The 18455-nt window shown below is 59.9% G+C and carries 19 protein-coding genes; 2 read left to right on the top strand and 17 right to left on the bottom strand.

Annotated elements, in window-relative coordinates:
* Positions 1-42: 42 nt before the first annotated feature.
* The 11 genes from C2846_RS02965 to C2846_RS02915 form a co-directional block, all read right to left on the bottom strand.
* On the bottom strand, positions 43-1038 hold the full coding sequence (locus C2846_RS02965; RefSeq protein WP_080050505.1) for a DNA polymerase III subunit delta': 996 nt from the start codon (positions 1036-1038) through the stop codon (positions 43-45).
* Positions 1031-1663: a dTMP kinase gene (gene tmk / locus C2846_RS02960; protein WP_080050504.1), complete on the bottom strand. Its 633-nt coding sequence runs from the start codon at positions 1661-1663 to the stop codon at positions 1031-1033. The genes C2846_RS02965 and tmk overlap by 8 nt, the downstream gene beginning before the upstream one ends.
* Complete coding sequence (gene mltG / locus C2846_RS02955) at positions 1660-2736, bottom strand: endolytic transglycosylase MltG (RefSeq protein WP_080050503.1); 1077 nt, start codon at positions 2734-2736, stop codon at positions 1660-1662. Before mltG ends, tmk begins: the two co-directional genes overlap by 4 nt.
* On the bottom strand, positions 2733-3563 hold the full coding sequence (pabC, locus tag C2846_RS02950) for an aminodeoxychorismate lyase (protein WP_231705519.1): 831 nt from the start codon (positions 3561-3563) through the stop codon (positions 2733-2735). Before pabC ends, mltG begins: the two co-directional genes overlap by 4 nt.
* A gap of 11 nt (positions 3564-3574) precedes the next feature.
* A complete protein-coding gene (gene fabF, locus C2846_RS02945; protein WP_080050502.1) occupies positions 3575-4813 on the bottom strand; it encodes a beta-ketoacyl-ACP synthase II in 1239 nt (412 codons plus the stop codon).
* 195 nt (positions 4814-5008) lie between these two features.
* Complete coding sequence (gene acpP / locus C2846_RS02940; RefSeq protein ID WP_044499790.1) at positions 5009-5245, bottom strand: acyl carrier protein; 237 nt, start codon at positions 5243-5245, stop codon at positions 5009-5011.
* Positions 5246-5429: 184 nt separating this feature from the next.
* Complete coding sequence (gene fabG, locus C2846_RS02935) at positions 5430-6173, bottom strand: 3-oxoacyl-ACP reductase FabG (RefSeq protein WP_080050501.1); 744 nt, start codon at positions 6171-6173, stop codon at positions 5430-5432.
* 2 nt (positions 6174-6175) lie between these two features.
* Positions 6176-7123 carry an ACP S-malonyltransferase gene (fabD, locus tag C2846_RS02930; protein ID WP_080050500.1) on the bottom strand — a complete coding sequence of 316 codons (948 nt, stop codon included), beginning with the start codon at positions 7121-7123 and terminating at the stop codon, positions 6176-6178.
* A 96-nt stretch (positions 7124-7219) separates the two neighbouring features.
* Entirely contained in the window at positions 7220-8227 is a 1008-nt protein-coding gene (plsX, locus tag C2846_RS02925) for a phosphate acyltransferase PlsX (RefSeq protein WP_276310917.1), read from the bottom strand.
* 6 nt (positions 8228-8233) lie between these two features.
* Positions 8234-8416, bottom strand: coding sequence for a 50S ribosomal protein L32 (gene rpmF / locus C2846_RS02920; RefSeq protein ID WP_080050498.1), 183 nt, complete (start codon positions 8414-8416; stop codon positions 8234-8236).
* A 20-nt stretch (positions 8417-8436) separates the two neighbouring features.
* Complete coding sequence (locus C2846_RS02915; protein ID WP_080050497.1) at positions 8437-8958, bottom strand: YceD family protein; 522 nt, start codon at positions 8956-8958, stop codon at positions 8437-8439.
* Between the two features lie 113 nt (positions 8959-9071).
* Here C2846_RS02915 and C2846_RS02910 point away from each other — a divergent pair, with 113 nt between their 5' ends.
* Complete coding sequence (locus C2846_RS02910; RefSeq protein ID WP_119700624.1) at positions 9072-9650, top strand: Maf family protein; 579 nt, start codon at positions 9072-9074, stop codon at positions 9648-9650.
* Positions 9651-9831: 181 nt separating this feature from the next.
* Here the strand turns inward: C2846_RS02910 and sppA are convergent, their stop codons facing one another.
* The 3 genes from sppA to rluC are packed head-to-tail and all read right to left on the bottom strand — an operon-like array spanning position 9832 to position 12471.
* Positions 9832-10803, bottom strand: a complete 972-nt coding sequence (gene sppA, locus C2846_RS02905; RefSeq protein ID WP_080051732.1) for a signal peptide peptidase SppA — start codon at positions 10801-10803, stop codon at positions 9832-9834.
* Between the two features lie 29 nt (positions 10804-10832).
* The gene (locus tag C2846_RS02900; protein ID WP_119700623.1) at positions 10833-11519 is read right to left on the bottom strand and encodes an HAD-IA family hydrolase; all 687 of its coding nucleotides are present in this window, start codon (positions 11517-11519) and stop codon (positions 10833-10835) included.
* Entirely contained in the window at positions 11512-12471 is a 960-nt protein-coding gene (gene rluC / locus C2846_RS02895) for a 23S rRNA pseudouridine(955/2504/2580) synthase RluC (RefSeq protein WP_080050494.1), read from the bottom strand. The genes C2846_RS02900 and rluC overlap by 8 nt, the downstream gene beginning before the upstream one ends.
* A 526-nt stretch (positions 12472-12997) precedes the next feature.
* On the opposite strand from rluC, the gene rne reads away from it, so the two are divergent.
* The gene (rne, locus tag C2846_RS02890; protein WP_205890082.1) at positions 12998-16120 is read left to right on the top strand and encodes a ribonuclease E; all 3123 of its coding nucleotides are present in this window, start codon (positions 12998-13000) and stop codon (positions 16118-16120) included.
* A gap of 93 nt (positions 16121-16213) precedes the next feature.
* Here the strand turns inward: rne and murB are convergent, their stop codons facing one another.
* The 3 genes from murB to kdsB are packed head-to-tail and all read right to left on the bottom strand — an operon-like array spanning position 16214 to position 18455.
* Positions 16214-17236 carry a UDP-N-acetylmuramate dehydrogenase gene (gene murB / locus C2846_RS02885; protein WP_080050492.1) on the bottom strand — a complete coding sequence of 341 codons (1023 nt, stop codon included), beginning with the start codon at positions 17234-17236 and terminating at the stop codon, positions 16214-16216.
* On the bottom strand, positions 17233-17700 hold the full coding sequence (locus tag C2846_RS02880; RefSeq protein ID WP_119700621.1) for a low molecular weight protein-tyrosine-phosphatase: 468 nt from the start codon (positions 17698-17700) through the stop codon (positions 17233-17235). The genes murB and C2846_RS02880 overlap by 4 nt, the downstream gene beginning before the upstream one ends.
* Positions 17697-18455: a 3-deoxy-manno-octulosonate cytidylyltransferase gene (kdsB, locus tag C2846_RS02875; protein ID WP_080050490.1), complete on the bottom strand. Its 759-nt coding sequence runs from the start codon at positions 18453-18455 to the stop codon at positions 17697-17699. Before kdsB ends, C2846_RS02880 begins: the two co-directional genes overlap by 4 nt.

The following is an 18455-nucleotide window of genomic DNA, read 5'->3' as shown; positions in this document are numbered from 1 at the left end:
TACCAGGTCCTTCCCTGCTTAAGCATGTCGATATTGCTCAGGTTAACGCCTTTCCAGCAATTGTTTCCACTGTATCAGCATCGCTTCGATAAACAGCGCACGATTCAGGTTAGCTTTACCGAGGATCATGCCGCGATGTTCCAGCAGCCACTGCTGCCACTGACCCAGGGCCAGCGGCTGAATACGCTGAGCCATATAACCCAGAACCTTGTCCATATCGCTGTTCTCGGGCTGATCCAGCGCCTGGGTATGCAGTTTGAGCAGATCCAGCGTCCAACTGCAGAACCAATCTACCAGCAACTCTAGCGGTACCGACGACCAGCGATCAGTGAGCTGGCTGGCCGAGACCTGCCCTTTGAGCAGTTCCTTGACCCCTTCCACGACCTTTTCCCGCAGCACAGCGGCTTCCAGTCCCTGCAGTGCCAGTGCCCGCAGCGGCGCACCAGCTGCCATTTGCAGCAAAGCATCATGCTGCTGGCCGCTCAATTCCGGCAATTGTCCGGCCAGCCACTGCAATGCCTGATCCCGGCTCGGGGTTGGCAGCGCCTGCACCAGACAGCGACTGCGAATAGTCGGCAGCAACCGGCTGGGCTGATCACTGACCAGCAACAGGTAAGTATCGCGGGTCGGCTCTTCCAGCGACTTGAGCAGGGCATTGGCAGCGTTCTGGTTCATCGCTTCGGCCGGCTGCAGAATGATCACCTTGCGTCCACCCTGCTGCGCTGTCTGGGCAATGAAGCCGACCAGCTGGCGAACGGCGTCGACCCGGATCGCCTTGCCCTCCTCCTCCGGCTCCAGCAGCAACATGTCTGGATGGCTGCCGGCCTGGCGCAGCAGACAACTACGACACTGGCCGCAGGCCTGGCCTTGCTGTGGCTGCTCACACAGCAGCCAGGCGGCAAAGGCAGCGGCAAAGTCGCGCTTGCCAATACCCGGTAAGCCACTGAACAGGTAGGCGTGCGCATGCCGAGGCTGGTTCACCAGGGCGCTCCAGGCTGGCAGATGCCAGGGGCATGGCTGCATACCCAGTTCAGCCATGCCAGCGCTCCAGAACTTCGTCGATCACCGGCTGGAGCGCGGCTCCAACCTGTTCAAGCGAGCCACTGGCATCGATGATCCGGTAACGCTGAGGATCAGCCGCTGCGCGTCGCAGGTAGCTGGTGCGTACCGCCTCAAAAAAGCTCTGCTGCTCCTGTTCAAAGCGATCCAGCTCACTGCGCGCTCGTGCGCGGGCCATGCCAACGTCGATCGGCACATCGAATACCAACGTCAGGTCTGGGCGCAGCGAACCTTGAACCCAGTTCTCCAGTTCAGCGATCCGGCTGTCGGGAATTCCCCGCCCACCGCCCTGATAGGCGTAGGTAGCATCGGTGAAACGATCGCTGATCACCACCTTCCCGGCAGCCAGTGCAGGGCGGATCAGGCTATTCAGGTGCTGAGCCCGGGCAGCAAATACCAGCAACAGTTCGGCATCGGCATCCATGACCTCGTCATGCTCGCTCAGCAGCAGAGCGCGAATCTGCTCGGCGATGGGCGTACCGCCTGGCTCACGGGTCAGCAATGGCTCACAGCCAGCCTTGCGCAGAGCCTCGGCAAACAATCGCAGATTGGTCGACTTGCCGGCGCCTTCCGGCCCCTCGAAGGTGATGAACATTCCGCTCACGGAGCTGTTTCCTGTTGACTGAGAGCTGGAGGCGGGCTGGAGCGGTAATTGGCCGCGCGTTGCTCGATCTGATACTTGCGTACAGCCCGGTTGTGCTGCTGCAGGGTATCGGAGAACACATGACTGCCATCACCACGTGCGACGAAGTACAAACTGGTACCGGGCTCGGGATTGACCGCGGCCACCAGCGCCTCGCGTCCAGGCATGGCGATAGGTGTTGGCGGCAAGCCATTGATCACGTAGGTGTTATAGGGGGTTGGCCGACGCAGATCAGCCCGGCGAATCCGTCCATTGTAGTCCTCGCCCATGCCGTAGATCACGGTCGGATCGGTTTGCAGCCGCATACCGATCCGCAGACGCCGGGCAAAGACGCCAGCGATCTCGCCGCGCTCATAGGGCACGCCGGTTTCCTTTTCGATGATCGAGGCCAAAATCAGCGCCTCATAAGGGGTGCTGATCGGGAGATTGTCAGCCCGCTGCTCCCAGGCTTCAGCCAGCACCGTCTGCATCCGCTGATAAGCCCGCAGCAAGATGTCACGGTCACTCATATTCAGGGTATACAGGTAGGTATCCGGGAAGAACTGCCCCTCGGGGTGTACATCCCCCAAACCCAGCTCCGCCATGACCTGCTGCGCCGTGAGTTCTGCCGGCAAAGTCTGCTCCAGGCGTTCGGCACGGGCCAGCGCGGCACGGAACTGTCTGAAGTTCCACCCTTCAACCAGCGTCACACTGCGCTGGAGCACCTCGCCACGCTGCAGCATGCCGAGCAAGTCGCGTACCTGCAGATCCGGCTCGAGCGCGTATTCACCGATTTGCAGAATGCTGCCAGGCATTCGCCACTGCCAGTAGCGGCGCACCCAGGCGCCGCGCTCTATCCAGCCGCGTTGTTCAAGGCTGCCAAACAAGCGTGCCGGGGTAGTACCTGGCGGCACATCAAGCGTTTCCGGTTGCTCTATTCGTACCGGCTGACTCAGCACAGCCTGCAGGGTAAAGTACCCCCACAGCGCCACAGAACCGGAAACAAGTACTGAAAAAACAACAAGTAAGGATAAAAACCTAAATACAGCTTTCACAACAGAGCCTGCTTTGCAATTTGTTGCGCCGCCAGAGTGGCCTGCCCCACCGGCCAGCGCAGTCCATTCATGGCCACAATCGGCCAGACACCATACAGGCTGTTGCAGCAAAACAGCTCACTGCATTCATGCAACATGAGCTGATCCACCGCGACAATGCTGACCGGATCGCCCTCTTCAGCCAGTCTGTCGATCAGATAATCGCGCATCACCCCACGCACACCCGATTCACTCAAGTCCGGAGTAATCCAGTGCCCCTGCCAACGCAGAAACAGATTGCTCATCGTACACTCAATAATCCGGTCATGCTGATCGCACATCAGCCCTTCGGCATAACGGGAATCCAGCCACTCGCTGCGCGCCAGTACTTGCTCAAGGCGATTGAGGTGCTTGAGCCCCGCCAGCAGCGGCTGGCTGGCCAAGCGAGTCTGGCAGGAAAACAGCTCCACACCCTGCGACTGACGGTCAGGCGGGTATTCGGGCAGTGCCGACCCCATGACAATCCTCAAGGGCTGCTGGGCTCCTGCAACTGAATAGCCGCGCTGGCCAGAGCCACGGGTCACAATCAGCTTGATCACGCCGACCCCGGACTGTGAGGCCATCAGCAGCAATTCGCTCTGCAGCGCAGCCCAGTCCAGCTCCAGCCGCAGTTGCTCGGCACCACGGCGCAAACGGCGCAAATGATAATCGAGCAATGTGGGCTGGGCAGCGCGCACCCTGATGGTCTCGAACAGGCCGTCACCATAAGCCAGTCCGCGATCATCCACGGGCAGCGCGGAGCCGACCTGCCCGTTGATCAGGCACAGCGGCTCAGTGGGCGCAGCCACGTCGGGCTCCGTCACAGGCGGCGAAATACCAGGCTGCCATTGGTACCACCAAAGCCGAAGGAGTTAGAGACAGCGACATCGATGGCACGCTGCTGGGCTTCATGCGCCACGTAGTTGAGGTCGCAGCCTTCGTCCGGGTTGTCCAGGTTGATAGTCGGTGGGGCGACCTGATCACGCAGCGCCAGTACACTGAAGATCGCTTCGACTGCGCCGGCGGCACCGAGCAAATGACCGGTCATGGACTTGGTTGAACTGATCGCCAGTTGGCTGGCGTGCTCACCGAATACCGCCTTGACCGCCATGGTTTCTGCCAGATCACCAGCCGAGGTCGAAGTACCGTGGGCATTGATGTAACCCACTGCCTCAGGAGCTATCCCGGCATCACGCAGGGCATTGCGCATGCACTGGGCACCACCGCGACCATCCTCCGGCGGAGCAGTCATGTGATAGGCGTCACCGCTCATGCCGAAACCAATCAGCTCGGCATAGATGGTCGCTCCACGCGCTTTGGCATGCTCATACTCTTCCAGCACCATGGCCCCGGCACCGTCAGACAGGACAAAACCGTCACGATCGCGATCCCAGGGGCGGCTGGCAGCCTGCGGATCATCATTGCGCGTGGACAATGCACGAGCGGCGCTGAAGCCACCCAGGCCCAGACCGCTGGTCGCCATTTCCGAACCACCTGCGACCATCACATCCGCCTCGCCATAAGCAATATTGCGCGCTGCCATGCCGATGCTATGGGTACCAGTGGTACAGGCGGTGGTAATGGCGTAGTTCGGCCCTTGCAGACCGTACTGAATCGACAGATAGCCGGAAACCATGTTGATGATCGAGCCCGGTACAAAGAACGGGGAAATCCGGCGCGGCCCGCTGTTCATCAGCAGCTCATGATTCTTTTCGATGTTGGTCAGACCACCAATACCCGAGCCCATCGACACGCCGATGCGGTCACGGTTGGCATCAGTCACTTCCAGGCCGCTGTCACGCAGGGCCTGTATGCAGGCCGCGACACCATACTGGATGAACAGATCGAGTTTGCGCGCTTCCTTGGCAGCCATGTAGAGCTCGATATCGAACTCACGGACCGAACCACCAAAACGGGTGCCAAAGGCACTGACGTCCATATGCTCGATCGGGCCAATACCGCTCTTGCCCGCCACCGCAGCCTGCCAACTCTCGTCGACTGTATTGCCCAAAGGCGACAACATACCCAAACCGGTTACCACCACGCGTCTGCGCGACACAGGAGACTCCTTAAATCTACTCGTGAAAACGGCGGACGTGGTCGTCCCTCGCCCGAAATGCGGCTATTGTCCGCATAAAGGCGGCTGGCGGCAAGGCTGAGAGACCTTCGCGTACCGGCCAGGTTACAGACAACAAAAAAGCCGCAGTCCCAGAGGAAGCTGCGGCTTTGTACGTCCTGTCAGCAGGCTACGTGATTACTTCTGATGAGCATTCACGTAGTTGATGGCTTCCTGAACGGTGGTGATCTTCTCGGCCTCTTCGTCCGGAATCTCGGTCTCGAATTCTTCCTCGAGAGCCATTACCAGCTCCACGGTGTCCAGGGAGTCAGCGCCAAGATCTTCAACGAAGGAAGCGCTGTTGGTTACTTCCTCTTCTTTGACGCCGAGTTGTTCGGCAACGATTTTCTTGACGCGTTCTTCAATGGTACTCATACCTTGTTCTCACTCCTAGTTGCAGTTCCGAGAAGCCGGACTGCGGGTAGTTTATAGAAACAATTTGCGATCTTTCAAGCGCAAATCACTTCCATCTCAAAGAGGTCAAGGCTTGCAGCCTTCACCAAGCCAAACAAAACCACGGATCAGAGCATGCCAGTATAGCAGCGGCATGACCATCCATTCAGTTCATGAACATTCCGCCATTCACCGGGATAGTCGCCCCGGTAATATAGCCTGCTGCATCGCTGGCCAGGAAAGCCACCACACCTGCGATCTCTTGCGCCTGACCCAAGCGACCCAGCGGAATCTGATCCAGCATCACGGAACGCTGGCTATCAGTCAGCGCCCGAGTCATGTCGGTATCGATGAAACCAGGTGCCACCGAGTTGACCGTGATCGCCCGCGAGCCGACTTCACGTGCCAGCGCCCGGGTGAAACCTTCCATGCCAGCCTTGGCTGCAGCATAGTTGGACTGACCGGCATTGCCCATACCCCCAACCACCGAACTGATGTTGATGATACGACCCCAGCGGCCTTTGGTCATGCCGCGCAGCACAGCCTTGGACAGACGGTAGACCGAGCCGAGATTGGTATTGATGACATCATCCCACTCCTGGTCCTTCATCCGCATTAGCAGGTTGTCCTGGGTGATACCGGCATTATTGACCAGAATCGCAGGCGCGCCGAACTCACTGGTAACCTTGTCCAGCACAGCAGCGACCGATTCAGCATCACGCACATCCAGCTTCAGCCCAGTACCCTTGTAGCCGGCCTCAGCCAGCTTGGCGGCGATTGCCTCGGCACCGCTGTCACTGGTGGCCGTACCGATAACCACCGCGCCCTGGGCAGCCAAAGCATGGGCAATAGCCTGACCAATTCCGCGACTGGCGCCAGTGACCAGCGCAACCTTTCCTTCAAGACTCATGCTCATGCTCCTTGAGTAATGTGACTGATCGCCGCGGCCAAACCGTCGGCGCTGTCCAGATTGTGGGTATTGACCCCTTTGACGCAGCGTTTGTTCAACCCGCTGAGCACCTTGCCGGGACCACATTCGATCAGATCGGTAACCCCTTGGGCGGCCATGAATTCGACCGACTCGACCCAGCGTACCGGGCTATACAGCTGCTCGACCAACTGACTGCGCAGACTGTCCAGCCCGTCGGCCGGACGGGCGCTGACATTCTGGACCAGCGTCATGTTCGGCGCCTGCCAGTTCAAGGCAACAAAATCGCTGGCCAACTGCTCGGCAGCCGGCTTCATCAAGGCACAGTGCGAAGGTACGCTGACCGGCAGCGGCAAGGCCCGCTTGGCGCCAGCAGCCTTGCAGGCTTCAACGGCGCGTTGCACCGCGCTGGCCTGGCCGGCAATCACCACCTGGCCTGGCGCATTGAAATTGACCGCACTGACCACTTCGCCCTGCGCTGCTTCTGCACACAGGCCAATGATCTGCTCATCAGTCAGGCCCAGAATCGCCGCCATGGCGCCCTGCCCCTCGGGAACAGCCTGCTGCATCAGTTGACCACGGCGCTCGACCAGCTTGACCGCTTCAGCAAAGCCAATGACGCCGGCAGCTACCAGTGCCGAGTATTCACCCAGACTGTGCCCAGCGACGAAAGCCGGCCGCACATCAGTCTGCGCACACCACAACCGCCAGAGGGCAACCGAAGCGGTCAGGATCGCCGGCTGAGTACGATCAGTACGATTCAGGTCAGCTTCCGGGCCATTCTGGCAAAGTTGCCACAGGTCATAACCCAGAGCCTCGGAGGCTTCGGCAAAGGTCTGTGCGACGACATCGTGCTGCTGCGCCAGCTCGGCGAGCATGCCTACCGTCTGAGAGCCCTGACCGGGAAAGACGAAAGCGAGGGTTTGAGTCATGCAAGGTTCCTCGTGTTGTTATCAATCATTATTGAACGGCCTTATACAGGGTCTGCCAAACAATATGCTGGTTTGATGACGAAGCTTTGAACAGAGTCACAGGCTCTGCACGCCAGATTGCGCCAGCCGCTCGGCAATCCGCTCAGCCAGTCGCGCCCTGCTCGCCGCCACAGCCTGGACAATCGCCGCTTCAAAAGCCCGCTCGCCAGCCCCCCCATGACTCTTGACCACCACTGCGCGCAAGCCCAACAGACTTGCGCCATTGTAGAGATCTGGATCGTGCCGGCGCAGCCGACGAAGCAGCGGCGACAGCCAGGCCAGAAGCGGATGAGCCGCCAGCACATCGCGCACCTGGGCCTGCAGGTAGTGCGCCAGACCCTCACTGGCCTTGAGCACTACATTGCCGACGAAACCGTCGCACACGACCAAGTCTGCCTCATCACGGAATAGCCCATCCCCCTCAACATGGCCAACATAGTTGATCAGCTCACACTGACGCAGAAGCTCGGACACCTCACGCACCCGCGCACTGCCTTTGTTGACTTCACGGCCGATATTGAGCAGACCGACTCGCGGCCGCGGATTGCCGGACAACTCAGCCACCGCCTCGGATCCCATGATCGCGAACTCGAACAACTGCCTGGCCGAGCAATCGACATTGGCGCCCAGATCCAGCAGATAGCAAGGTTTGCCCGCCACCGGCAGTGCGGCCATGATTGCCGGCCGCTCGATACCTTCAAGCGTCCCCAACAGCGCCCGCGACAACACCATCAGCGCGCCGGTATTGCCGGCACTCAGACAACCATCGGCCTGCCCGTCGCGCACCAGTTCGATAGCCACGCGCATGGATGCATCGCGCTTGTGGCGCAACACGCTGGCCGGCGAATCATCGGCAAGGATCTGTTCAGAGGTATAGCGAAAACTCACGCGTTCGGCAGGCAGCCGATACTCATGAGACAAGGCGACCAGCGACTCTTTCGAGCCGACCAGTATGACCTGTAGTTCAGGCAACTTGGCCAAACTACGGGCAACGGCGGGGATAATGCAGCGGGGACCGTGATCCCCGCCCATCACATCAATCGCAAGACGGACTGACGTGGACAAAACGACTTATTCGTCGTTGCCCTTGTTCACTACCTGACGGCCACGGTAGAAGCCATCCGGAGAAACGTGGTGACGCAGATGAGTTTCACCAGTGGTACTGTCCACAGACAGGGCAGCGGCTTCGAGAGCGTCGTGCGAACGACGCATGCCACGTGCGGAACGGGACTTTTTGTTCTGCTGTACAGCCATGACTATAAGCTCCTATAAGCTCAGGTATCGCGTTTCAACTTGGCCAGCACGCTGAAGGGGTTGGGCTTTTCAACCTGCTCCTCCAGCCCCGCTTCTTCGGGCTGATAGCCCGGCGGGTGCTGACAGCTATCCAGTGGATGCATGGGTACCGCAGGCAAGGCCAGCAGCAACTCATCTTCGATCAGCCCATACAGATCGAGCGTCTCGTCATCCACAATAACCGGTTCATAGTGACGCGGCAGATTACGCGCTGCCTCATCACTGTCGACAAACCCCACCTCACACCGACTATCAAGCATTACCTCGACCTGCTCCAGGCAGCGCTGACAAATCAGCGCCACCTCGACCTGGTAATGGCCGTTCAGGGTACGAACACCCTGCTCGTCCCGAGCGAACTTCAGCTCAACCAAAACATCGCCGGCAGGAGCGTTCAATTCAGCACTCAGACGCGGCAACTTGGCGGCGGCAATCGTGCCGTTAAGCACTACGCCCCGATCTGCCAGCCTTCGAGGCTCGATGTGTGCGGGTATGGGTCCAGACATAAGCGCGCAATTCTAGGCACCATGCAGGCTGCTGTCAAAACTATTTGGCGCAATTTTTACCAGTTTCAGTCAACAGCGTTAGAATGATGCCCTTTGCGCCCCAAGGAATCATCATGCCGTCACTGGTACTAGCCTCCAGCTCACCTTACCGCCGCCAGCTGCTCGAGCGCCTGAACCTACCCTTCGAGTGGGCCGCCCCGGACATCGACGAAACCCCACTCCCGGGCGAAGCCCCCGAGCAACTGACCCTGCGTCTGGCCGAAGCCAAGGCCAGGGCCTTGAGTGAGCGCTATCCAACACATCTGATTATCGGCTCCGACCAGGTGTTATTGCTTGACGGCCAACCGGTCAGCAAGCCCGGTAATCACGCAAATGCCTTGGAGCAACTGCGCCGCTGTAGCGGCAAAAGCATTCGCTTTCTCACATCGCTGTGCCTGCTCGACAGCGCCAGCGATACAGCTCGCTCAATTGTCGAGCCGTTCGAGGTGGTATTCCGCCAGCTCGACGAAGCCACCATCGAGCGCTACCTGCTGGCTGAGCAGCCCTACGACTGCGCCGGCAGCTTCAAATCCGAAGGACTGGGCATCAGCCTGTTTCGCGCTCTGCGTGGCGACGACCCGAACAGCCTGATCGGCCTGCCACTGATCAGACTCTGCGATCTACTGGCCGAGCACGGCATTCAGATTCCCTGAGCGCCTTGAGACACGCTGATTAATTGCACGCAAGCTCAGTAGTCCGGTTGGCGCTGACCTGTTCTGGACCGTTAGATGCCAGGGATGGCATCTAAGAGCGTACAGGGATGTATTTACAGCGTGTCCAGAACAGGTCAGCGACAATTGGGCCAGCACCGAAACTGATTTAATCAGTGCTTCCCTAGCGCAGCACCGGACCACTCAAGCCTAGCTGAGTGGCCAGCGCATTACCGATACTGGTCCCCAGGCGCTTGGTAAAGCGCTCGAATGGTGATTCACGGTAAGTGAAGTCTTCAATCTTTTCGACTCCTACCACATCACGGGCCACACTTGAGGTGCTGGCCAGACCATCAACAAGCCCCAGCTCCAGCGCCTGCTCACCAGACCACACCAGACCACTGAACAGATCTGGATGCTCTTTGAGCCGCTCGCCGCGCCCCGCTTTGACCTGCTCAATGAACTGCTGATGCGTGGTCTGCAGAACACCCTGCCAGAACTGCCGCTCTTCCGGCTTCTCAGGCTGGAACGGGTCCAGGAATGACTTGTGCTCACCAGCGGTATAGCTACGCCGCTCAATCCCCAGCTTGTCCAGCGCCTCGACAAAACCAAAACCGGCCGCTGTTACCCCGATAGACCCAACCAGACTGGCCTTGTCGGCATAAATGGCATCAGCCGCTGCAGCTATATAATAAGCACCAGATGCTCCGAGATCGGTAATCACCGCATAAACCGGCACCGCCGGATTCAGTGCACGCAGGCGCTTGATCTCATCATAGACATAGCCCGCCTGAACCGGACTACCGCCCGGACTGTTGATACGCAGAACAATACCGCGGGTATTTTCGTCCTCAAAGGCGCGACGCAGACTGGTGACCAGGTTGTCGGCACTGGCCTCCTGACGGTCGGCAATCATGCCTCGCACCTCAATCACCGCCGTATGCGGCACATTCAAGGCCTTGCGCCCTTCAACGCCGATCATTGGCGAGAACAGCAACGCCACGCCAAACAGATAAACGAAGGTCAAGGTCTTGAACACAATACCCCAACGCCGAGCCCGGCGCTGCTCTTGCACCGAGGCCAGCACGGCCTTTTCCAACAGCTCCCAGGCCTTCTTGTCTTCCTTGGCCTTGTCCGCCTCATCCCGAGTGACCATCGGGCCTTCCGTCCAGCGATCGGATTGCATCAGTTTACCTCGTTGGATATCAGGGTCTCACGCTGAGCAAGAACCCAACCGTATAGCTCGTCAAATCTATCGATACAGTGTGTCGGCCGACTCAGCGCCAACTGCTCGCGGCTTTGCGCGCCGTAACTGACCGCCACGGCCGTCATACCTGCATTATGCGCCATTTGGATATCGAATTCGCTATCACCGACCATCAGCGCCCGCCCCGCCACGGAGTCGCATGCCTGCAGAATTTCATGCAACATGCGCGGATCCGGCTTGCTTGCCGTCTCGTCGGCACAACGGGTTGCATCGAAGTAATGGCTCAGACCATGGGCAGCCAGGATTCGTTCCAGCCCCGCCCGCCCCTTACCGGTAGCCACTGCCAACTGGAAGCCTTCGCGACGAAACCGCTCCAGCACATCCAGCACCCCATCAAACAACGGAGAAGGCGTACTATCGAGGCGCCGATAATGGGCACTGTAGCCGCGCGCCAGCTCTTGCGCCTGCGGCTCACCAACCAGCCCCGGATACAGCACGGCTATCGCTTCAGGCAATCCCAGCCCGATAATCCCGCGCACCTGCTCGCCATCAAGGGCCGGCAGTTTCAACTCAGCCGCCGCGACCTGCATGGCAGTCACAATACGCTCAATAGAATTGGCCAGCGTGCCATCCCAGTCAAAAATCAGGGTATCCAGCTCACGCATTGGCCAACCGCTCCAAGGTACGTTCCCACATATCCCCTGGCTCAGCTCGCACATTGAGCTGTTGCCCGTCAGGCAATTCGACGCTCAGCGAGGCGGCATGCAGGAACAGCCGCTTGCCACCCAGCTCGCGAATTTTCAGACTGAATTCATCATCACCATACTTGGGGTCGCCTGCGATCGGGTGACCGGCATGCTTGGCATGCACTCGAATCTGATGAGTGCGCCCGGTAATCGGACGCGCCTCGACCAGGGTCGCCAGTTCACCAAAGCGCCGCAGCACCTTGAACTCGGTCAGAGATTCCTTACCCTCGACATTAACCTCAACCATCCGCTCACCGGAGCGCAGATTGTTCTTCTGCAACGGCGCATGCACACGCTTGGTCGAGGCTGGCCAGCGCCCGCGCACCAGCGCCTGATAACACTTGTCTACACCATCACCACGCAGCGCCGCATGCAGGTGGCGCAGCATGCTGCGCTTCTTGGCAATCATCAGACAGCCTGAGGTATCGCGATCCAGCCGATGCACCAACTCAATCTGCGGGCAGTCCGGGCGCAACTGACGCATCGCCTCAATCACCCCGAAGCTCAGTCCGCTGCCACCGTGCACAGCCAGACCGGCCGGTTTGTTGACCACGATCAGCGCCTTGTCTTCATACAAAATGTTGCTTTCCAACGCCTGCAGGATGCCCTGCCCGACCAGTACCGGCTCATCCGGCTCGGCCAGCCGCACCGGCGGAATCCGGATGCTGTCGCCAGCCTGGAGCCGGTAATCAGGCTTGACCCGCCCCTTGTTCACCCGCACCTCGCCCTTGCGCAAGATACGGTAAACCAGGGTCTTGGGTGCACCCTTGAGACGGGTACGCAGGTAGTTATCGATACGCTGGCCAGCCAGGTCCTCATTGATCAGATCGAACTGGACGGCATTGGGAGTTTCAGGAGTGCTGGTTTTCATCCGCGCATCATACCGTTTTTTCATTCAATTGAAGCACTTAAAAAATACTGATATATTCCGGCGAGCTGCGCGATGTGCGGCCGGGGACAGCAGACACCCACAAGGTCTTGAAAGAATCCCCAGAAACACCGTTGCAGAGGCTCCGCCGGCCACAGACATAGCCCCCGAGCCCTGCGATCGACAGACTGTCGGCACAGCCGACAGAATATTAACCCGCTCCCCGCATTACGATGAGCGGCACCCGATTCAGATGGGTAAGTGCACAGGTGGAGATGTACAGCTTCAGGATCATGTGACGCGCGTAGACACGCCTTGAACAGTGTCCCCGTCCCCAGTCCGGCTGATTCCTCCATCAAGACGTTTTCTGTACTCGCCAGAAACAGATTGATCCGTGGCTGCAAGGCAGCGATGAGAATTCTGAACAAGGGCAAGGTTGGCCCAAGCAGAAACACACCTGACACCTAACGGAAGAGTCGTAGGTGCCGTATTCGTGAATCCGGGTAGCACTGGAACACAACGGTACTTCATGAAAAGAATGCTGATCAACGCAACTCAGCCCGAAGAGTTGCGCGTCGCCTTGGTTGACGGCCAGCGCCTGTATGATCTGGATATTGAGTCCGGAGCCCGCGAGCAGAAAAAGGCCAACATCTATAAAGGCCGTATTACCCGGGTCGAACCCAGCCTCGAAGCCGCCTTCGTCGACTTCGGCTCCGAGCGTCACGGCTTTCTCCCCCTCAAGGAAATCTCCCGCGAATATTTCTCCAAACAGCCCGAGGGCCGCATCAATATCAAGGATGTGCTCAAGGAAGGCCAGGAAGTCATTGTCCAGGTCGACAAGGAAGAGCGCGGCAACAAGGGCGCGGCACTGACCACCTTTATCAGTCTGGCTGGTCGCTACCTGGTTCTGATGCCCAACAACCCCCGCGCCGGCGGCATTTCCCGCCGCATTGAAGGCGAAGAGCGCAACGAACTCCGTGAAGCTCTGAACAGTCTCAACGTACCGGCCGACATGGGTATGATCGTGCGCACCGCCGGCCTGGGCCGCAGCGCCGAAGAACTGCAATGGGATCTGGATTACCTGCTGCAGCTGTGGGAAGCCATCAAGGGCGCCTCAGCCGAGCGCACTGCCCCCTTCCTGATCTACCAGGAAAGCAACGTTATCATTCGCGCCATCCGCGATTACCTGCGCCAGGACATCGGTGAAGTGCTGATCGACAACGAGAAGGTCAAGGACGATGCCCTGAACTTCATCAGCCAGGTCATGCCGCAGTACGCCAGCAAGGTCAAGCTGTACGAAGACAGCGTACCGCTGTTCAATCGGTTCCAGATCGAAAGCCAGATCGAAACCGCCTTCGAACGCGAAGTGAAACTGCCTTCCGGTGGCTCCATCGTGATCGACCACACCGAAGCTCTGGTGTCGATCGACATCAACTCGGCGCGAGCCACCAAGGGCGGCGACATCGAAGAAACCGCACTGCAGACCAACTTGGAAGCGGCCGAGGAAATCGCCCGCCAACTGCGTCTGCGTGATATCGGCGGCCTGATCGTGATCGATTTTATCGACATGACCCCAGCCAAGAACCAGCGCGCCGTTGAAGAACGCATGCGTGAAAGCTTGGAAGCTGACCGCGCCCGCGTTCAGGTTGGACGCATCTCCCGGTTCGGCCTGCTGGAAATGTCGCGTCAGCGCCTGCGTCCGTCACTGGGCGAAACCAGCGGCATCGTCTGCCCACGCTGTAACGGTCGCGGCACCATCCGCGATGTTGAGTCGCTGTCGCTGTCGGTCCTGCGTCTGATCGAGGAAGAAGCACTCAAGGATCGCACCGCCGAAGTCCGCGCCCATGTGCCGATCGCGGTAGCCACCTTCCTGCTCAACGAGAAGCGTGACGTACTGGCCAAGACCGAAATCCGCACCCGCGTGCGCATTTTGGTTCTGCCCAACGAGCACATGGAAACCCCGCATTTCGATGTCCAGCGCCTGCGCGACGACCACGAATCAGTACTCAGCGGCGAGACCAGCTATACCATCAGCGCCGAAGTCGAACATGAAGAGCCAGCGCCGGTCAGCCAGACCCGTGCAGTCGTTCGCCAGGAAGCAGCCGTCAAGAGCATCGCTCCGACCCGCCCTGCCCCTGCGCCGGTCACTCCCACGCCGAGCCAGGTCATCCACGAAAATCAGCCCAGTCTGTTCAAGGGTCTGATCAAGTCGCTGGTCAGCCTGTTCGCGACTGAAGAGAAGCAGGCCCGTGAAGAGCAGCCGGTCAGCGAAAAGCCCGCCGAGCGCCGTCCGCAACGCGACAGCAACCGTAACGACGAGCGTCGTGGCGGTCGCAACCGTCGTCGCGGTGAACGGGATCGCGGTGAGCGTGCAGAACGCGGTGAACGTACCGAGCGGACTGAACGGACTGAACGTAGCGACAAGCCGAGCAGCCGTCCCGAACAACGCCAGACCGAAAGCCAGCCAGCCAGCACCGAGACTCGCTCTGAAGGCGGTCGCCGTCGTCGTCGCAACCAGGACAGCGAAGCCCGTCCGAGCCGCGAAGAAGACAGCAACCTCAATCAGCAGTCGCAGGCCGAGCGTCGCCAACCGCGCCGCGAAGAAAAGCCTGAGGTGGTTGAGAGCGAAGAACTGACCGAAGTACTGGAAAGCGGTGCTCAGCCCGCTGGCGAAGAGGCCGACAGCGAGCGTCCCAAGCGCCGCTCACGCAACAGCCAGCGTCGCCGCAACAACCGCCGCCGTACTGACGAAACCGCTCAGAGCGACGCCACTCAGACTGAGACCCAAACCGCAGGCGATGGCAGCGCAAACAGCGACAACCAGCAGCAAAACCAGGTCGCAGCCGCCGCTGTAGCCGTGGCCGCTACGGCCGCCGTTGCCGAGGCCAGCGAAGTCAGTGCACCGGTTGAGGAAACCCTGAAGCAGGCCGCTGACGAACTGGAACAATCGATCGAGCAAGCTGTTGAAGCCTTTACCCAGGCCCAGCCGGACAGCCCGAACGAAGTCGCCGAAGTTGTGGAAGCTGCTGAAGAAAGCATCGCTGAGCCACAGGCCGAGCAGGTTCAGCAACCCAAAGCGCAAGAGCCAGCGGCCCAGGCGCAGACCATTGCTGAAGTTGCCGAAACCGAGAAAACCGAGCAAGCCGTACAAGCAACCGCCGAGCCCCAGGCTGCCGCGGAAGCTGTCAGCGAGCCGGTAGCGGAACAGGCTGATGCCGAAGCCGAGCAAGCCAAGCCGATTCCGGCTTTGACCGAAAGCGGCCGGGCCTACAACGACCCGCGCGAAATTCGCCGCCGCCAGCTAGAGGCCAAGCGTCTGGCCGAGCAGCAGGCTGCCGAACCGGCTCAGGCCACTGAAACCGCCGCCGAGGCTCAGTCCGAGCCACAGGCAGCCACTCCGACCGTAGCAGAAGCGCCAGCGGTAGAGCCGGTAGTCGAGCCTGAGGTCGAGCCTGAAGCTGCTCAGACTGAGCAACGCCCTCAGGCCTCCACACCTGAGCAAGCGGCCCTGCCGATTGAGCACGCCGAAGCCGATGAAGCTGAGTCGAGCGAAGAGGAGCAGGATACCGAGGCCCGTAAAAAGGCTGACGACTCCGCTGAAGAGCAGACCGAAGAAACCGTGACCGAGCGCGAGGACACTACCCAGCGCTAATGGTCTGGAGCAATAAAAAGGGGATGCCAGTGGCATCCCCTTTTTTATGCAGTCTGGTTAAAGCCTATCGGCTCCAGCCTCGGCTGGCCGACCTCAATCACCCAGACGCTGTGGCTCCATCTCCAGCCGAACCCCAAACTGCTGCTGGATATCCGCCTGAATCGCCTCAGCCAGAGCCAGCACCTCTGCCCCACGGGCGCCACCGTGATTGACCAGTACCAGCGCCTGCTCCGCATGCACCCCCACCGCGCCCTGGCGCCGCCCTTTCCAGCCGGCCCGATCAATCAGCCAGCCTGCAGCCAGCTTGCAGCGACCATCGGCTTGCGGGTAATGCGGCATGCCAGGAAAGCGTAGCAACAACGCCTGGGCCTGTTCTGCTTCGACCAGAGGGTTCTTGAAAAAGCTGCCGGCATTGCCCAACACCGCAGGGTCTGGCAGTTTGCTGCGCCGAATAGCACACACCAGCTCAGCCACCACCCGTGAGTCCGGACGGCTCAGCCCAGTTGCAGTCCAGGCTGCCGCCAACGGGGCATAATCGATACGCAAGTCTGGCTGGGTCGGCAGTCGCAATCTGACCCGCAAAATCACATAACGTCCGGGTTCTTGCTTGAACAGGCTGTCACGGTAAGCGAACCGGCACTGCCGGGCATCCAGTCGGCAATAACGTCGCTGCTGACGGTCCCAGGCTTCCAGACTGTCAAACCGCTCACACAGTTCGACACCATAGGCACCAATGTTCTGCACCGGCGCGGCCCCGACTGTCCCCGGGATCAGGGCCAGATTCTCCAGGCCGCTAAGCCCCAGATCCAGACTCCAGTTGACCAACGCATGCCAGTTCTCACCGGCTTCGGCCTCGATTACGGCAAAACCGTCAGCCCGCGACAACAGCCGACGGCCACGGCTACGCATACCGATCACCAACCCAGGCACGGGCCCTGCCAGCACCAGATTACTGCCACCGCCCAGCAGGGTAACTGGCCAGCCATGCTCTGCCGCCAAGTCCAGAGCCTCGATCAGCTCGGCATCACGCTCGACCCAGACCAGGCGTTCGGCACACTCGGCAATCGCGAAACTGTTATACGGCTGCAGGTCGACGTTAGTTTGCAGCTGGATCATGCCTGCTCCAGACAGTGCTCGATCAAGCCGTCGGCAGCCTGCTCAAGCATATCCAGTACCTGCTCGAAGCCGTCATCACCGCCGTAATAGGGATCAGGCACTTCGATCGGCAGCCCCGGAGCAAAATGCATGAACAACTCGGTGCGCGCCCGGGCACCAGCCGGCACCAGGCGCCGGAGGTTGCTCAAATTACTCTGATCCATGGCCAGGATCAGATCAAAACGCTGAAAGTCGGCTACCGATACCTGGCGGGCCCGCAATCCAGCAATCTCGTAGCCACGCTTGCGGGCAGCGGCGATTGCGCGTCGATCCGGTGGATTGCCCACGTGCCAATCGCCAGTCCCGGCCGAGTCCACCTCAAAACGCTCAGCCAGGCCGCGATCACGCAGACGCCGCTCGAACACACCCTGAGCGCTGGGCGAGCGGCAGATATTGCCCAGACAGACGAACAACACTCTGGTCATGGGTTCTCCAACAGGGCCCGCACCCTGGCCAGATCCTCGGGAGTATCCACACCTGCCGGCGGCGCCACACAGGCCTCGGCAACGTGAATCCGGCAGCCAAACCATAAAGCCCGCAACTGCTCGAGCGACTCAGCAGTCTCCAGTGGACTGGCCGGCCAGCCAACGTAGTCATGTAGAAAGCCGACCTTGTAGGCATACATGCCGATATGCCGATGGAACGGCACCTCTGACGGCAACACATCACGCGACTCGGCGAAAGCATCACGACACCAGGGCATCGGCGCACGGCTGAAATACAGGGCGAACCCCTGATGATCGGTCACCAGTTTGACCACGTTGGGATTGAACAGTGCAGCCGGATCATTCAGCGGTTCGGACAGCGTGGCAATACTGGCGCTCGGATTGGCCAGCAGATTGGCCGCTACCTGGTCGATCAACGCCGGTGGAATCAGCGGCTCGTCACCTTGCACATTAACCACGCAGGTAGCATCGTCAAAACCAAGCAGGCTGACCACTTCCTGGAGGCGATCGGTACCTGAGGGATGATCATCACGGGTCAGTACCACGTCGGCACCAAAGCCCTTACAGGCTTCGACAATCCGCGGATCATCGGTCGCTACGGTGACGGTTGCCGCAGCACTGCGCCGGGCCTGCTCCCAGACATGCTGGATCATCGGCTTGCCGGCGATCAGTTGCAGTGGCTTGCCTGGCAGGCGGGTCGAGGCGTAACGGGCTGGAATAATGACGTGATACAT

Source organism: Pseudomonas jilinensis (assembly GCF_003586265.1).
GTDB classification, from domain to species: Bacteria; Pseudomonadota; Gammaproteobacteria; order Pseudomonadales; family Pseudomonadaceae; genus Halopseudomonas; species Halopseudomonas phragmitis.
This window is presented reverse-complemented; position numbering and strand designations above follow the sequence as displayed.

Bases quoted from the DNA above. Each gene is read 5' to 3' on its own strand.
- C2846_RS02880 (WP_119700621.1), bottom strand. From the start codon at position 17,700: ATGACCAGAGTGTTGTTCGTCTGTCTGGGCAATATCTGCCGCTCGCCC.
- rne (WP_205890082.1), top strand. From the start codon at position 12,998: ATGAAAAGAATGCTGATCAACGCAACTCAGCCCGAAGAGTTGCGCGTC.
- C2846_RS02915 (WP_080050497.1), bottom strand. From the start codon at position 8,958: ATGTCTGGACCCATACCCGCACACATCGAGCCTCGAAGGCTGGCAGAT.
- rluC (WP_080050494.1), bottom strand. From the start codon at position 12,471: ATGAAAACCAGCACTCCTGAAACTCCCAATGCCGTCCAGTTCGATCTG.
- kdsB (WP_080050490.1), bottom strand. From the start codon at position 18,455: ATGTATCACGTCATTATTCCAGCCCGTTACGCCTCGACCCGCCTGCCA.
- fabD (WP_080050500.1), bottom strand. From the start codon at position 7,123: ATGACTCAAACCCTCGCTTTCGTCTTTCCCGGTCAGGGCTCTCAGACG.
- C2846_RS02910 (WP_119700624.1), top strand. From the start codon at position 9,072: ATGCCGTCACTGGTACTAGCCTCCAGCTCACCTTACCGCCGCCAGCTG.
- fabG (WP_080050501.1), bottom strand. From the start codon at position 6,173: ATGAGTCTTGAAGGAAAGGTTGCGCTGGTCACTGGCGCCAGTCGCGGA.
- sppA (WP_080051732.1), bottom strand. From the start codon at position 10,803: ATGGTCACTCGGGATGAGGCGGACAAGGCCAAGGAAGACAAGAAGGCC.
- rpmF (WP_080050498.1), bottom strand. From the start codon at position 8,416: ATGGCTGTACAGCAGAACAAAAAGTCCCGTTCCGCACGTGGCATGCGT.
- C2846_RS02900 (WP_119700623.1), bottom strand. From the start codon at position 11,519: ATGCGTGAGCTGGATACCCTGATTTTTGACTGGGATGGCACGCTGGCC.
- C2846_RS02965 (WP_080050505.1), bottom strand. From the start codon at position 1,038: ATGGCTGAACTGGGTATGCAGCCATGCCCCTGGCATCTGCCAGCCTGG.
- acpP (WP_044499790.1), bottom strand. From the start codon at position 5,245: ATGAGTACCATTGAAGAACGCGTCAAGAAAATCGTTGCCGAACAACTC.
- murB (WP_080050492.1), bottom strand. From the start codon at position 17,236: ATGATCCAGCTGCAAACTAACGTCGACCTGCAGCCGTATAACAGTTTC.